The organism is Candidatus Protochlamydia naegleriophila, assembly GCF_001499655.1.
GTDB classification, from domain to species: domain Bacteria; phylum Chlamydiota; class Chlamydiia; order Chlamydiales; family Parachlamydiaceae; genus Protochlamydia; species Protochlamydia naegleriophila.
Window position 1 is genome coordinate 1924889 of the sequence record NZ_LN879502.1, and the last position, 15769, is coordinate 1940657.

The 15769-nt window shown below is 43.1% G+C and carries 12 protein-coding genes; 10 read left to right on the forward strand and 2 right to left on the reverse strand.

Annotation, left to right across the window (positions count from 1 at the left end; translation table 11 throughout):
* Positions 1-239: 239 nt before the first annotated feature.
* A complete protein-coding gene (locus PNK_RS08080) occupies positions 240-1496 on the forward strand; it encodes an MFS transporter (RefSeq protein WP_059061383.1) in 1257 nt (418 codons plus the stop codon).
* Between the two features lie 177 nt (positions 1497-1673).
* On the opposite strand, the gene PNK_RS08085 is transcribed toward PNK_RS08080, so the two are convergent.
* A complete protein-coding gene (locus PNK_RS08085; protein WP_032124180.1) occupies positions 1674-2471 on the reverse strand; it encodes a hypothetical protein in 798 nt (265 codons plus the stop codon).
* 219 nt (positions 2472-2690) lie between these two features.
* Here PNK_RS08085 and PNK_RS08090 point away from each other — a divergent pair, with 219 nt between their 5' ends.
* The 4 genes from PNK_RS08090 (at position 2691) to PNK_RS13165 (ending at position 7131) form a co-directional block, all read left to right on the forward strand.
* Positions 2691-3038: a hypothetical protein gene (locus PNK_RS08090; RefSeq protein ID WP_051981696.1), complete on the forward strand. Its 348-nt coding sequence runs from the start codon at positions 2691-2693 to the stop codon at positions 3036-3038.
* 33 nt (positions 3039-3071) lie between these two features.
* Positions 3072-3476: a hypothetical protein gene (locus PNK_RS08095; RefSeq protein ID WP_059061385.1), complete on the forward strand. Its 405-nt coding sequence runs from the start codon at positions 3072-3074 to the stop codon at positions 3474-3476.
* A gap of 174 nt (positions 3477-3650) precedes the next feature.
* Positions 3651-6587, forward strand: coding sequence for a serine/threonine-protein kinase PknD (gene pknD / locus PNK_RS08100; protein ID WP_231909236.1), 2937 nt, complete (start codon positions 3651-3653; stop codon positions 6585-6587).
* Positions 6577-7131 carry an NUDIX hydrolase gene (locus PNK_RS13165; protein ID WP_158021757.1) on the forward strand — a complete coding sequence of 185 codons (555 nt, stop codon included), beginning with the start codon at positions 6577-6579 and terminating at the stop codon, positions 7129-7131. The genes pknD and PNK_RS13165 overlap by 11 nt, the downstream gene beginning before the upstream one ends.
* 252 nt (positions 7132-7383) lie before the next feature.
* Here the strand turns inward: PNK_RS13165 and PNK_RS08105 are convergent.
* Positions 7384-8111 (reverse strand): IS1 family transposase gene (locus PNK_RS08105; protein ID WP_197560202.1). Its coding sequence is split into 2 segments (ribosomal slippage): positions 7384-7640 and positions 7640-8111, totalling 729 coding nucleotides; the frame shifts between segments, so codons are not numbered across the junction.
* 111 nt (positions 8112-8222) lie between these two features.
* On the opposite strand from PNK_RS08105, the gene PNK_RS08110 reads away from it, so the two are divergent.
* The 5 genes from PNK_RS08110 (at position 8223) to PNK_RS08130 (ending at position 15706) form a co-directional block, all read left to right on the forward strand.
* Positions 8223-8657 (forward strand): hypothetical protein, encoded by a 435-nt coding sequence (locus tag PNK_RS08110; protein WP_158021758.1) that lies wholly within the window; start codon positions 8223-8225, stop codon positions 8655-8657.
* Positions 8658-8771: 114 nt separating this feature from the next.
* Complete coding sequence (locus PNK_RS08115) at positions 8772-9212, forward strand: hypothetical protein (protein WP_059061392.1); 441 nt, start codon at positions 8772-8774, stop codon at positions 9210-9212.
* A 154-nt stretch (positions 9213-9366) separates the two neighbouring features.
* A complete protein-coding gene (locus PNK_RS08120; RefSeq protein ID WP_059061396.1) occupies positions 9367-12222 on the forward strand; it encodes a valine--tRNA ligase in 2856 nt (951 codons plus the stop codon).
* Between the two features lie 149 nt (positions 12223-12371).
* Positions 12372-13442 carry a hypothetical protein gene (locus PNK_RS08125; protein WP_059061397.1) on the forward strand — a complete coding sequence of 357 codons (1071 nt, stop codon included), beginning with the start codon at positions 12372-12374 and terminating at the stop codon, positions 13440-13442.
* 428 nt (positions 13443-13870) lie between these two features.
* Complete coding sequence (locus tag PNK_RS08130; RefSeq protein WP_059061399.1) at positions 13871-15706, forward strand: hypothetical protein; 1836 nt, start codon at positions 13871-13873, stop codon at positions 15704-15706.
* The last annotated feature ends 63 nt before the right edge of the window (positions 15707-15769 follow it).

Below are 15769 nucleotides of genomic sequence, written 5' to 3' on the forward strand. Positions count from 1 at the left end.
AAGCTTGGAAAATCAGTTAATTGGTTTTTCTTGCTTCTTTATTGACAAGGGCATGTCCTCAAATTGCCAACGGCCTAGATTCTTCATAACACAGCTGTTTCCATTTTCGAATCCATCCACTACTCTTATTTTTTTAAAATTTGACTAAAATTAAATTTAAGAGGACAATTTAAATCTAGAATATAATCAAGCCAAATATAAATTAATGCTTAATTAAAGAAGAATAATAGCTTGTTACGATGCAAACAAACGCAGACTATCACAAAAATACACAGTCTATTTTTATAGCAAGCAAGCTGTTGAATAGCCCTTTAGGTGTCATGTATGGGTTATTGGCATTTATCATTTGCAAGCAGCTCAATGCTACTCCGTTGCAAATTACTGTATTAGTCAGCTCTAAGCCTCTAGTTGCTCTTCTTTCTTTCTACGGCTTCGTCTTTATTAAAAACAAACCTCACCGACTTAAGTCTCTCATCATAGCCTCAACTATTATCAGCTTCATTCCCTGCTTTTTTTTCCCTTTTATCGCCAACAGCTGGTTTTGCATTTTCTCTTTCGCTCTTTTTATGATGTCTGCAAGAGCCATGCTGCCGGCCTGGTCAGAGATTTTTAAATTAAATATCACTCCTGATGAAAGAGGAAAGGTTTTTTCTAAAGGATCGACAGTCAATTATCTCGCCAATATCGCCATTCCTCTTCTGATTGCGCCCTTCATGGATTGGCATCCTGCCAACTGGAAATGGATTTTCTTTTTACTCGCCTTCATACAGCTATTCCACGTCCTTTTGCTCTTTCGGCTCAAGGTCAATTTAGCCAATTACTGCGAACACCCTCTTAATGGACCGAAAGAAGGTTTTTCGCTGCAATCGGTCATTGTGGGCCCTTGGAAAAACAGTTTAAATTTAATCAAGCAAAGGCCAGACTTTCGCAATTACCAGCTCGTGTTCTTGTTCGGTGGAACAGGTTTAATCTTGGCCCAACCCGTTTTACCTCTGTTTTTCGAGCAAGTTCTCCAACTTTCCTATACCCAACTCGCGTTTGCCGTTTCGCTCTGTAAAGGAATCGGCTTCGCCTTGACTTCGCCCATTTGGGCCCAGTGGTTCAACCGCATCTCCATCAATTTATTTAACTTCTACGTCACAGCATTCGCCGGTCTCTTCGCCATCATGTTGGTCTTGATGAATCAGCAAATCGAGTGGCTTTATGTGGCATATCTCATCTATGGAGTAATGCAGGCTGGAAGTGAATTGAGCTGGAACTTAGCCGGCCCCCAGTTTGCCCAAAAAGAAGACAGCACCCTATTTACGAGCGTCAACGTTGCCATGGTCGGCCTAAGAGGATGCGTCGCTCCTTTTCTTGGAGAACTTCTCTTCTTATCCTCTAACTTTACAGTCGTCTTTCTATGCAGCGCATCCTTTTGCTTAACAGGTGCCTGCTACTCGATTTGGCTCGATGTCCAATCCAGAAAAGCGGCCCAACAATCTGTTTTGAATTAAAACTTGCGACCGCGAGCCTACTTCCCATTGAAGCCCACGTAATTGCATGCGATCGCGGAACCTTCTTGCAAAAATCTAATGAATGGCAAAGACCTCGCGAATGAAAGACAAAAAAAAAGACCCTTTTGCAAAGGCACTCTCATCTGCAAAAGGGCTTTTTAATGGGACAGGAGTTGATTACTTGCGGCGGATGTCGCGCTTCGTTTTTGAAACAACAGGGGCTATTGGAGTTCCCTTGCGGACAACTTCAGAGACTTGATCTAGTTTCTGTTGCTGCCCTTTAACCTCTTCGCTCTTTATTTCATCTTTTCGAATGCGCTTCTTCAAATCATCATGCTTGCGATCAGTCGCAACAACGTCTTCATGAATGGCATCTTCCTTCCGACGCTTTTCCTCGGCGAGACGTATCTCTTGCATCTTTTTTAAAAAGGCCTGAATAATCTTCGTAGGCAGATTGCGCATTTGAAGAATAAGATAGTCGATCTTCATCAAATCGCTCATAAGGTCAGCACTCGCAAAATATTCTCGGACACTCGCACGTGCATTCTCACGACGCTCGCGCGATATCTCGTCTCGTTTGTGATCTTCCTGTAGCTCTTCAAGCAGATTGTGATGGTTGAAGTCGTTAAAAGTCTCCCCGATAACTACCGATAAACGCTCCGACTCCTCGTCCGACAACTCTTTAACTGTGACTTGCTTGTCATTAATGGTCAAACTCTGATTTTGCAAACCTACAACAATCTGAGGACTCGCAAACGCATAAACAGTGTCTCCTTTCTCAACGACCGCAACAAAACGGTTGTTTTTAACCCATTTATGCAACTTATCAGTCTGTTGCTCCGGCGTCAAATCAGCTAAATTGACCTTTTTAAGCCTATTTAAACCCTTTGATGCAACAAAAAGATTCACTGACACATCTGCAGTAAATAAGCCCGCAGGAGGCAAAATATTTTCTAGCGCTCCGTTCCTTATCATATGACCACCTAGTTTTTTAACTATAAAAACGAGATTATATATACGAGGTATTTTTCAAACAACTGATTACCAACAATTAATTAAAAATTAAAGCGATTACAACCTTATTTTAACAAAACAAATTTAATCATTAAATCAAATTATTTTCTCTTTTCATTTTATCTATCTCTTTTTTATGATGAGGCAAGAGGAGTAGAGACAACCCCCTCTAGGAGTGAAATGAAATTTCCTTACCTATCAAAGCGCAAAGCAGACAATATTTCCAATGGAGTGTTTCTCATTTTATTGGGCATTTTGTTTTACACTAAAGCCTGGTGGCCAGGCATTTTATTTGCGATTGCATTTACCTTTGCTTTACGGCAATATTTAACGGGGCGCAGACTCGACTTTTTTATTACGATCATTTTCATCGCAGTACTTGGATTTATCACGCTCATCGGAATGGCCTTTTCCTTCCTTTTTCCTCTCCTTTTCATAGTAACGGGAATTTACCTTTTATCACGTGAATATCGGTATCAAAATGGCGTGATCCGCTTAAAGTCCGATGACGCAGACAATCGGCAATGATTGACCTCAATTCTTCATTTTAGGATTTAACCAATGGAAAAAGGGCGCCTCATTCACGTAGCAGAGATTCAAGAACAAGGCAAACGCTACCTATTTTTACGGCAGTTAGATCCCTATCGCTACGTTTGGTTTAAAGAGGTCGGTCCAGACGAGATCGAAACAGCAATTTGGGGAGCCAATACTGAAGAGGCGATCTATGCTGCGCGCAAAGCATGGAAAAATGAGCTATTTCGAACGCTGAACTGTGGTTTCCGCTATACTCTGCCAGAGAGAGACGAACATGGGAGCAATGCCTTGTTCTATCAAATGGCTGCCTCTTACAACTCAATGAATGGCGTTTATTTCGAAGACGAGCTTGGCTCTAACTGCATCGTCCATAACGCCTCTATGGAAGCTCGCAATCTCTTGAAGAGGCTTCAGCAACAACCTATCACCTAACCTCCAATAGCATAGGCATTAGACAGCTAATGCCCATTCTCCTAGGCATCATTCACTTGAAGGACCAAGTCTCTTTTTTCCTCTCATTCCATTGCTATCGTCTTGAGAAATAATCTTTAATATGGGCATTATGAATTTCACGACACGCTTTAAAATCAACCCATGCAAAACCACTTGACTGATTCCTCTTTTACCTGTCCTTACTGCCAAAATAGCTGCATCCTTTCTCTTGCGGCTCAGCCTGCGTTTTGCCCTTTTTGCGGCAAGTCTCAGCAAAGCTCAAACATAGCCGCCCCTGTTCAATCTGATTTTCACCAGATCATCAGGAGCATCGGTAAAGGAGGAATGGGAGAGGTGTTTTTGGCCTACGATCCCTTTTGCGAAAGGCAAATCGCCTTAAAAAAAATACGCTCGGATCTCCTCGACCATCCCCAAATTAGGAAGCGCTTTTTAAAAGAAGCCCATATGACCTGTCAGCTGACTCACCCAGCAATTATCCCGATTTACACTATCCGCTCAGACGCAAACATGGCCTACTACACCATGCCTTTCGTTGAAGGCGAAACCCTCAAGCAAATCATCCGCAAGACGAAGCAGCAGGAGAAAAAAGGAGAAAAACTTGATCACCTTGGGGGATCAATTTTAGCCCTCATGCGCGTATTCATAACCATTTGTCAAGCTGTTGCCTACGCTCATTCCAAAGGGGTCTTACACCGCGATCTTAAACCGGAAAACATCATCATTGGAAAATATGGTGAAGTCATGATTTTGGATTGGGGCCTTGCTAAATCGATCAACAGCCCCTCAGACGACGAAGGGCTCATCCCCCCACTTCCAAGCTCCGTATCCCGACAAAAAGATATCACCCGTGCCGGTAAAGTCGTGGGAACGGTTGCCTACATGGCTCCTGAAAGAGCTCTTGGACAGCCTGCCAACATTCAAACAGATATTTACTCGCTCGGCGTCATTTTATACCAGCTGCTTACTTTAAAGAGCCCCTTTAAGAGGGGAACTTTAGAAGAGTTCAGAAAAAATATGACCCGCGAAGAGTGGATCGATCCGGTTGTCGCAGCCCCATACAGGGAAGTGCCGCGCATGCTTGCAAGCTTTACTGAAAAGTGCCTGGCGCTTGATCTCCAAGAGCGTTACCAATCGGTTGACGAGCTCATCAATGATGTGGAAAACTATATTGAAGGGCGCTCTGACTGGTTTCACATGGCCCAGCTGGATATCGAGCAAAAAGACGATTGGGAATTTCAAGAAAATATCTTAATCGCCGAACACATAGCAATTACCCGGATGACAGAAGAAGCTGAGTGGGTCAGCCTCATGATCTCTAAACAATCGTTTGCAGGAAATAGTAAAATCGAAGCCGATGTGTGCTTAGGAGAAAATGGCCACGGCATTGGTTTTCTGCTCAGCATTCCTGAAGCAGGAGAGCGCGCCCATATTAATGAGGGATATTGCCTATGGCTCGGCTCTGATCTTAATCGATCGACTAAGCTACTTCGCTCAAACGTCGAAGTGGTGCACGCACCCGACATTTTTTTAAAAAGACAGCAGTGGTACCGCGTCCGCATTGAAAAAATCGATAAAACAATCCACGTCTATATCAACGACACACTGCAGTTTTCTTACATTGCCCACATTCCCTTAATAGGAACGCACATCGGCTTGTTATCCCGCGATGCAGATTTTGAAATAAGCCCTCTGCAAATTTATGTAGGAAGCTTAAATATCATGGTTAACTGCCTTGCCGTCCCCGACGCCTTTTTAGCACATCGCGACTACATACAAGCCTTAAGTGATTACCGTCGCATCGCTTATTCTTTCCCAGATCGATCAGAAGGCCGAGAAGCGCTCTTCCGCGCCGGATTAACCTTTCTCGAACAAGCCAAAAACGCTGAAGATAAAAGCACACTTTTGGATGAGGCCTTAAACGAATTTGAAAAACTCCACGGAAGCCCAAGCGCTCCTTTGGAGAACCTAGGCAAAGCGCTTGTTTATCAGGCCTTAAATGACAACGAAGAAGAAATTAAATGCTACGAACTGGCCTATAGACGCTATCCCAAGCATCCCCTCTTACCTATGCTGCAAGAACAAATTATCTCTCGCTTGCATGAAGTCTCACGGCAACAGCGCATTACAACCTACCGCTTTACCCTCTTAACAGTGCGGCATCTTCCGTTAAATGCCATCGACACGCACACGCGCCGCTTATTTAACAGCCTCCAAAAACACTGGGAAATCCTGCCTTTCATCGAAGACAGCTCGTCAAAAAACCCCATCTCCTCCCACCGCACACGCTTTGCCATTCCTCTTGCCTTCTGGCTGGCTAAACCCTACATCCTTGGGGAAATCATCGACGATTCGTTGCATATCGAGCACTTTTCTACAGAAGACATCAGCAACGCCCTCTTCTGCCTCGTCGAACTGGGATCCTGGGAATACGCTCAAGAAAAATTGGACGCCATTCAAACCTTTCTCCCCCCTCCCTCTAATTGGAAAGGGATCGAGGCATGCATTGCCTGCCATACCAAACCACTCGCACACGTTCTATCACACTATTTCCCGGCCCCGCTCGACTCAATCGAGCCAAACGAGATGCGCGCCCTCTTGTATGTAATGGATGCAGCACTCAACCATTCACAAACGGATTTAGTTCATGCCTGTGCACAATTAATTGAGCAATGCGAACTCTCATTCGAGGCGCAACTCCAATTCAATTGCAGACGCATCTGGGCCTATCTACTAGACAAAAACTGGCATAGCTCAGGCGAACTCATCTATGCCTATCCAGTGGAACTATTAAATAATGACTCGACACCGCTCCACTTCCTATACGGATGTTGGCTGCAAGGAACCGAAGGCGCAGAAATGGCAGAAATCCACTTTACAGGGCTCTTACCCGTCCTCTACCCTAGGTCCTGGACACTTGCTAGCCAAGAACTCATCGGCAATCTCTCCAATTCTTGGTTCGACAAAGCCTTTCTTTGGGAAAGGCGGCAGCTCTATCGTCAATTGGCTCTTTACTATCACTGTGCTGTAAATGCAGAAAAAAAGGCCTTTTATCAAAAACTCTTTACCGAACAATTTACCCATGCTAGCTAACAAACCTTTCGAACTTCCAACTATCGAAGAAAGCACCCTAATTTTCGAAGAATCGCTCATCAAAATACAACGCGACACGCTTAAGCTCAAAGATAGCCCTCCTTATCGCTACTATTCTCTGCTCACTCCCCCTTACGCTGTAGTCATTCTGGCCCTTACGCACAACGGAACTTACGTCCTAAATGAAGAGTATCGCCATCCCACTAAAAGAATTTTACTGAGCTGCCCAGGTGGTTTTTTAAACGATGAGAAAGAAGACCCTATCGAAGCTGCAAAAAGAGAGCTGGAAGAAGAGACGGGATTTCATGCCGAAACCTTTACCCTCATCGGCAGTGCCTACCCTTACGCAGGCATAAGCAGACAAAAGACTTTTTACGTCAAAGCCACAGGAACCGTTTTAACAACCTCCCCCTCCTTAGAACCATCAGAAATCATCCGCACACGCTTAATCACACCGCAACAACTCAATCAAACCATGGCTGAATTCGAGCTCGATGGAACCTTATGCACAGCCCTGTTTTTCAATGCTCGACATCACTCTTAGCTACAAAAACTCTACGTCTTAGCACTTCATCTGCATCTTTTTTTAAGACTCAAGACATACTCCTGTTTGCAAAAGTCCGCCAATCCAATTACTCAATCCTACTAATTGATTATCGGACAAGTTAACGTCTTATTTTGAGGATACCGTCCCTATTAAATTCGACCACATTCATTTAATAAATTCTTTAAATTAAATTAAAATAAACAACCTAAAATGGACCATTAATAACTAAAAACAAAAAAAACGGTAGTCCTAAAGATGTAATGCTCGCCTTTGATTGTAGTCACAAATAAAATATTTTAGCATACCTATATGGTTTGCTAGTTTTTTCGAAAAAGAAAGAGTCTTTCTCACCAGTCGAGAGCATCTTTGTCTGAGGGTATTATTAAATCTTTCAATGTAGCTTGTTTTACCTGATTCTTTTCCAACCGGTCGATGTTGAAGCCATGGAATGGTTTCATAGTAAACAGAGAACTTATCTGTATAAAAGATGGCTTTTTTTTTAAGTCTTCGGGCAATTTTTCTAATAAGCATTCAGCTGCTTGTCTTGTTCGCTTACCAACATGCATTGCCAAAACCTGCCGAGTTTTGGAATGAAAAACAAGCCATAACCACTGCTGATTATCTTTTTTTTTAACATAACTCCATTGCTCATCTAACTCAACAAAAGCCACTTCAAGCTCATCAGCACAGGTTACCGTCGCATTCAGATCACCCGGGAGTTCTTTGATAATTTCATTAATAAATTGCAAAAGCCATGGCATGCTCACATTAAAAATTCGGCAGACCCCCTCAAGAGAAACTCGTTCGAGAAGTGCTTGGCGAATCAACGATCTCTTCTCTTCATTAATTATTTTCTGCTGAGGATCAAGGACAAACTGTCGTCCACAAGCAAGGCATTGGTGATTTTGCTTTCCGTTGTGAATATGACCATTTTTTTTGATCGATGTTGAAGAGCAAGCTGGACATTCTAGAAGCATTGTTTTCCTGGGTTATAAACCAAAGACGAAAACCCAAACGACATCAAAAAGTCAAAGGAAATCTTTTCTCAGCATTACATGTTTAGGACTACCAAAAAAACGAGGGATAAAATGCTTAATGCTTGTACAGCTATTTACCAAGGTGTGCTTGAGTGGAGCGAAGAGCTCAAGGATTCGGTTGCGGACCATGTCGATCAGCATTGGGATTACTATGTCAAGGAACGTGCCGTTCTTCATTCCCTACCGATTACAGTTATCAGTACAGTCGCTTTTGCAGCTTTATTTTCCTCGACAAGTTTATCAACAGCTGCTCTTTACGGTGTCGTTTACAGTGTGGTTTTTACACCCATGGTAGAAATCGCCCGCCAGCAGATTGACCTCGACCTCAAAAAAAGCAGTGTTATTTTAGGGATTTCGTATGCAGTCACAACGGCTTTTATCAATACCGTTTGCAAAACGCACATGAATTATCAAGTCGCCATTCCCCTTGCTCTCGCAGCCTTTGGAGGACAAATCGTACGCATCTGTTTTATGGACAGAGACTAGCCTTGATTTCAGAGCAACACTTTGCTATAGATTTTTTTAATCATTCCCGTGCTAACGCTTAAGCTTAATATAATCGAGCGCGTGGGTGGATTACCCCTCTGAACAAGGATTACTATGCGTCTGCAACAATTCTCTCAAGAATTAGACGAGCTGACTCGCCCTGCTCATTCGCATCACTTTAAATTTCAGCTAGCTCTTTTCTCCACAATAACTTATCTCAGCACAGCTCTTTTAACATCCATTTCGCCTCTTTCGAGCGCCATTTTCGTCTCCTTAGCTCTTAGCATTAGCCACTTGGTTGCTCCTCTTTTTGCCGCTTGGCTAGAAGAAAACCGAGCGATTCCACTCGTCCCATTAGGCGGACAAATTCTTCAGCTTTCCCTCTCTCTTATACTAGCCAAAGGAATTGGCTCCCTGGCTGGTTACCATTTAACCAATACGCAAATATCGCACGTTGGCATACTCTTCCTCCTGACCCTAAGCGTCATTCATTTTGCCCTTTATCATTTCCGCCTCTATTTACAGCATCCAGCCGCCCATTCCCACCCTAATTAGTAAAGAAATTCGTGCAGGCAAACCAAGATACATTTTCTAATTGAGCTTTCGCCTTTTTTATAAGTATATGAACAAGAGCTCGCATGGAAAAGTTGCACCAGCAATACCCGCTGTGATAAACTATCCAGCAACTATATGAATGCTTAGGAGAATCATGGCCGACTTACAAAAAGCTTATGAAGCAAAAACAATCGATGCAAAGTGGTATCAATTCTGGGAAGGGCGTGGCTATTTTAAGGCCGATCCCCACTCACCCAAGCCAGCTTACTGCATTGTTATCCCCCCTCCCAATGTAACAGGGGTCTTACACATGGGGCACGCATTAGTCAATACTTTGCAGGATATTTTGATTCGTTGGAAGCGGATGCTCGGATTCGAAACCCTATGGGTTCCAGGAACCGACCACGCCGGAATAGCTACGCAAATGGTCGTTGAAAGGCATTTAATTAAAACGCAAGGAAAGAAGAGAAAAGACTTTTCTCGCGAAGAGTTTTTGGAACACGTATGGACATGGAAAGAAAAAAGCGAAACACGCATTATAGAACAGCTCAAGCGGCTTGGAAGCTCCTGTGACTGGTCTAGATTGCGCTTCACAATGGATGAAAACAATAGCCGCGCTGTCCGCACAATGTTCAAGAAATTGTTCGATGCCGGTCTCATTTACCGTGGAGACTACCTTGTTAACTGGGATCCCGTCACTCAAACGGCTTTAGCTGACGACGAAGTCGAATATGAAGAAAAACAGTCCTTTTTATGGCACTTTAAATACCCCTTAGCAGATGGATCGGGCTTCATTCACATCGCCACCACACGTCCGGAAACAATGCTCGGTGATACAGCCGTTGCTGTCTCTCCTAACGATGAACGCTACACTGGCTTAGTGGGTAAACAGGTGATGCTTCCTCTCATGAATCGCCCCATCTCCATCATCGCCGATCACCACGTTGACCCAGCTTTTGGGACCGGTATGGTCAAAATTACGCCAGCTCATGATCCAAACGACTATCAAATGGGTCTCAACCATCACTTGCCATTTATCAACATCATGACACCTGACGGTAAAATCAATGCCAATGGAGGACAATTCGAAGGCATGTCCATGGCAGAGGCCAGAGAGGCTGTCATCGAAAGCATGAAAGAATTAGGGCTACTTGAAAAGGTTGAACCCCATGTCAATCGCATCGGTGTTTCTTATCGATCAAAAGCCATCATCGAACCCTACCTATCTAAACAGTGGTTTGTTCGCATGGATGGATTTGCCAAAAAACTGCGCGAAATCGTCCAGAATGGGGAAGTCAAACTTATTCCTTCCCACTGGGAAAATACCTATTTTCACTGGATTGATAACCTTCGTGACTGGTGCATCAGTCGGCAGCTCTGGTGGGGACACCGCATTCCCATTTGGTATCACAAAGATGATCCAACACGCCTCATTTGCCACGACAGCCTAGACCTGCCTGAAGAAGTAAAACAAGCACCTGATGAATGGATTCAAGATACTGACGTCTTAGACACATGGTTTTCATCGGCTCTATGGCCATTTGCGACTCTTGGATGGCCCGAGAAGACTCCGGAACTAGAAAAATTTTATCCCAACTCTGTACTCGTCACAGGCCACGACATTTTATTTTTCTGGGTCGCACGCATGATTTTGATGGGAGACTACGCTATGGACAAGCCTCCCTTCCCAGAAACATTCTTACACGGCCTCATCTACGGAAAGTCCTACTGGCGCCAGCATTCAGATGGCGGTATTCTCTATGCCAGCGAACAAGAGCGATTGGACTACGACCTGGGCAAGCCCATACCTAAAGATGTTTTTTCAAAATGGGAAAAAATGTCCAAATCCAAAGGAAACATCATCGATCCACTCGAAATGATCGATCAATACGGCACGGACGCCGTCCGTATGGCCCTTTGCGCAAGCGCTACACAAGCGCGTCAAATCGATTTAGACCGCCGCCGATTCGAAGAATTTAAAAACTTCGCCAATAAAATTTGGAACGGCGCTCGCTTTGTACTTATGAATTTAGATGGTGATGAGCAGCAGGGAACCTTGCCATTGACAGCAGAAGCCTTTTCACAAGGACTCGACGAGTCGCTCTTCTCCTTAGAAGACCGCTGGATCCTCTCTACATTGAACCGTACAGTCAAGAGCGTTAACCATCACCTCCAGCACTATCAGTTCGATCAAGCCGCAACCGAAGCCTACGACTTTTTCTGGAAAGAGTTCTGCGCTTACTATGTCGAAATTGTCAAACCCGTTTTATTTGGAAAAACAGGCTCGGCGCAAGAGCGGATCAATAAGCAAAAACTCCTTGTCATTGTTCTCTGCCAAGCCATTCGCTTGATTCATCCAATGGCTCCTTTTATCACAGAAGAGCTTTTCCATATCCTAAAAGAGCGCTTGGCAGGTTTGGAAGAGGTTGAAGAGAGCGATCCCTACACAAAGGAATGCATTCAAGCCTTACAAAGCACAGCCTGCTTAGTTGCGCCCTACCCTCGAGTCATCAGACCCGAAGACAGCAATGAACAGATTGACCAAACTTTTGCCCTGATGGAACAGATGGTCTATACCATCCGCAATATCCGTGGCGAAATGAAACTATCACCAGGCGTTGCAACGGATGTTTATATCATTGGACAATCCGATGATCCGGAATGGCAAACTGTCAAAGAAAACACGGCCCTCATTGCAGCCCTCGTACGTACCCAAAGAATCGAAGTGCAGTCGCAAGAATCGCCGATCGGCTTTGCCTGTACGGGTGTTTTCCATGCCCTAAAGATCCAGCTTCCCTTGCCAGAAGAGATGCTCAAACAAGAAAAAGTCCGCTTAAGCAAAGAACAGGAAAAATTACAGGCATCTTTAGAAAAACTAAAAACACAGCTCGCAAATCCTGATTTCGTCAACAGAGCCCCGGCTCAATTGATCGAAAAACTCCAGCAGCAAGTCTCTCAGGGAGAAGTCGAACTCCAAGAAATTAAACATAAATTGTCCACTCTCCCCTAATTATCATCGAGAGGAAGGAAAATCAATGCTGATTTTCCTTCCGCCTTTTTCCTGCTTCCCAGCTATTATCTCCCCTTGTCCCTATCTTTATTCCATCCAAATACCCATCCTGTTTAATTTAAGATAAATAACAAAATCGATGATTTATCATGCTAGATTCCATTCCACTTAATTATTTCGATAAACCACTTTTTCAAATTGAAGTAAAAAGTGGAGCCATTCAATTAATCTCTGACAAACAAATCTTTAAAGTTAAATTATTTGATCACAACCACGCCAATTTAGTGCAAAGGGAGCAGAGTACTTCGGTTCTTGAAACACATGCGGAACGCATTAGAACATTAGTCGAACAGCTTATTCAAGCCCAGCATATAAACCTTGCGACTGGCGAGATTAAATCGCTAAAAATAGCCCTGCATGAAGCCCCCGAGGTACAAATCGCCGTCCAGCAACAAGAGCACTCGACAGAAAAAATGATAATTGTCAGTGCCGAGATTTTTAAAGGGCTGCGTTCCTCTTTTTCCAACTCGGCAAAATCCGAACGCCCCATTTTCATTGAAATGCACGATGCCACCCCAGGCACAACACTCAATCACATTAAAATGGTATTCAATGACTTGAAAGGGGTGTTTTTGAGCGAGAGTTCCAGCGTAAAACGCAATATAATGAAAGACTTCAAACAGGTTTTTACCCACGCGACTCCATCCACACAAACATCTATTTTAAAGCGATTCAATCGCATGACTGGGGAAGAGCGCTATTTAGCTCACTATCTAAGGGACAAGATCGATTGGACTGGGTTAGATCAAGATAAAGTGATTACGGAGATCCTGTGTGGAGCATATGTGATGTTTGAAGATGACGGACAACTATATCAAGACTGGAAAACAGCTTTGGAAGACAAACAAAGCCGCCACTCCTCTCATCAATCGGATGGCTTTACACAGTATTCCATACAAGGTGAAGCCATTAAAGAGTTGCTTTTCTCGCAAAAAATTGTAAAGACAGATGATGGATCAACCAGAACCGTTAGCTGGTGTCAATGTGAGCGCTACAATCTGCAGGTTGGTGAATTTTTCCAGCATATGGGCACATGGTTCCTTTATAAAATGAGAAGAAAAAATCAAGGTCCCTTAGGAGAATCTATCCATACAGAACATAATAACCCCTTGATTCTACGCTTTAAAAAAACAGATTTTCAAACCAGCTCTCTTCATTAAAGAATTTTTGCATCCTGAGTTGAAATGCAATCGCCTGAAAACCACGCAAAACCTTTCACATGCACATCTCGATAATATTTGTCAGATAGCCTCCAAAATTCCAATATAAATGCAGTTCATCACCCACCATCAATTTCCTCATTTGCAAGCCTCATTCTTTTAACTGTTACGAACTTAGCAAACAGTCGAAAGATTCAAAAAAACATTTACTTCACCTTTATTCTTCGAATCCCTAGAATCCCAAATTTTATTTAAATAAATAACTTACACAACACTTATTCTTTCACTATATGAGCATTTCCTGTGAATTAAACTTTATCAATAGGATCTATTGCGAACTCAATCATTGTTTAAAATGCCCCTATGCAGAATCTCCATCACGTGCGAGACGCATCGATAGGCTTTCAAACCAAGTGCTAGAGAGATCCATGACCTGGCAAACCGCTGACACTCCCCTGAGGGAATTGAATACTCGATTATTTGAAGTTGCAACTTCTTTAAGATCGATACAGCACCTCTATCATGCGACTCAAAGAATTGCAGCCACCCTCTTTGCTAAAATCCATAAATGGCTATTCTATCGCTTTAGTGAGCCGCCGCAAATTCAACTAGTACGGGAGCTGTCAGTCAAACTCGCAAATTTAACCCAAGATATTATTGCGCAAGCGAATAGCCCTTTGCCTACTATAGAAGATAAATTTGAGCGTTATACCGCCATATCCAGCCTCCTCAAGTCAATCGAAGAAGTAAAAACTAGAGCCTTAGAAACGGCACATAAAGTGAATGCCTTCTCTAAATTTCTGCGCTGGATAGGAATAAAAAAGCAGGCTGTTTGGCTCGGAGAGGAGTTTAATCAAATTAAATTCTGCCTCGAATATACAAAACGAGATTTACAAAACCTCATTATCGAAAAAGGGGTCGAACTCAATTTTGGCTATTTTCAATACTTTTCTGAGTATCTCTATAATCAAACGACTGAAAAAGAAGATTTTATTTCAAAAAGCCAGTTAATGTGGGCCCAAAAAAAAGCCTATCATCTCATCTCCAGTCAACTGTCAGAAGAACAGCTAGCAGAGGTTAATCTATCCCAGTTAAATGGCGGCCAATCAAATATCTCTTTAGGCATGACCAAAGCTATCATCGTCGAATTGTTTGGTGATACAATGCCGTTTCTGGTCAATCAGTTAGACAATGCGATGGTCACAGCAGCTAATTTAGAAAGAGGAGGAGCTTTCACGGTTAATTCAGGCCCTATAGCGAATGAAGAATGCTTTCATTCAATCTGCCAGTTTATTCCCATCATCAAAGCCTTTGAACAAAAAAAACAGGACTTAATACAGGCAGGAACCTATGTCTATGATCAAGATGTTATTCGAAAGTGGTCTGAAAATGCTTCACCTCACTATTCGAAATTGTTCAATGGCGCTTGTGCTGAATATACCAGAAATAAAGAACTTCCCCTTTTGTCGATAGAAGTATTTATTAGCTATATCATCCAGGACTTCATGAATAAAAAAAGCATCCTTCAAAAACCTGGCGACTATTTCATCATCCCTTTAAGCTTTCCAAATCATTCCATTCTTGTTGAATTCGCAATGGAAGCTGACGAAACCTTCTCTTTATCAGTTTTTAACACAGGCACCGGCATTCAATACCATCTGATAACTGAAAACGATGATCAAGAAATGCCAACCAGGGCTAAACCACTAAAAATTGGTGGACTGGTCAAAGAAGACTTGTTTAACTTCCACTTTATAGCTGCCCTGGCTGGCATGAAAATTACCGCTTATATCAATGCCAAGCCCCAGGAAGAAGTTTGCGACTATTTTTACGATCTCTTATACCAATCGATTTTGGAAAACGGTGAGAATATCAGCGACAGCTGTCCCGATTATCCCATCCAAAGACGCGGTAGAGCAACATGCAGCTATTCATCTATCGAAGTCTGGCTCCAATCCCGGTTGTCAGAAGAGCAAATGCAATCCTACCTCCAGGCAACTGTTGAATGTGCCGCAAAAAAACTCAGGCGAGCCAATAAAGGGCATCAAGAGCATCTAAAATCGGATTTGGAAATCTATTATTTAATGAATATGTTTGACGAGTCTTTAACAGAGGAAGATCAAGAGCACGACGTAGAAGCAATGAAAGAGGAAGTGACTAAAGCAGCCCAACAGACAACGATTCTCCTGGAAAATACCGAACGCTTGTGCCTGGAATATAACCTGCCCCTCGAATTTCCCGAAAGGCCCCCTCTTTGCATTTAACCCTAACAGGACTTATCATACGCAGCTGGCACCGCTCCTAAAGCTAAAAGAAAGACAAGGTGG

What these genes read in the sequence shown, in the direction of transcription:
- PNK_RS08080 (WP_059061383.1), top strand. Translation starts at nt 240, where the DNA reads ATGCAAACAAACGCAGACTATCACAAAAATACACAGTCTATTTTTATA.
- PNK_RS08085 (WP_032124180.1), bottom strand. Translation starts at nt 2,471, where the DNA reads ATGATAAGGAACGGAGCGCTAGAAAATATTTTGCCTCCTGCGGGCTTA.
- PNK_RS08090 (WP_051981696.1), top strand. Translation starts at nt 2,691, where the DNA reads ATGAAATTTCCTTACCTATCAAAGCGCAAAGCAGACAATATTTCCAAT.
- PNK_RS08095 (WP_059061385.1), top strand. Translation starts at nt 3,072, where the DNA reads ATGGAAAAAGGGCGCCTCATTCACGTAGCAGAGATTCAAGAACAAGGC.
- PNK_RS13165 (WP_158021757.1), top strand. Translation starts at nt 6,577, where the DNA reads ATGCTAGCTAACAAACCTTTCGAACTTCCAACTATCGAAGAAAGCACC.
- PNK_RS08110 (WP_158021758.1), top strand. Translation starts at nt 8,223, where the DNA reads ATGCTTAATGCTTGTACAGCTATTTACCAAGGTGTGCTTGAGTGGAGC.
- PNK_RS08115 (WP_059061392.1), top strand. Translation starts at nt 8,772, where the DNA reads ATGCGTCTGCAACAATTCTCTCAAGAATTAGACGAGCTGACTCGCCCT.
- PNK_RS08120 (WP_059061396.1), top strand. Translation starts at nt 9,367, where the DNA reads ATGGCCGACTTACAAAAAGCTTATGAAGCAAAAACAATCGATGCAAAG.
- PNK_RS08125 (WP_059061397.1), top strand. Translation starts at nt 12,372, where the DNA reads ATGCTAGATTCCATTCCACTTAATTATTTCGATAAACCACTTTTTCAA.
- PNK_RS08130 (WP_059061399.1), top strand. Translation starts at nt 13,871, where the DNA reads ATGACCTGGCAAACCGCTGACACTCCCCTGAGGGAATTGAATACTCGA.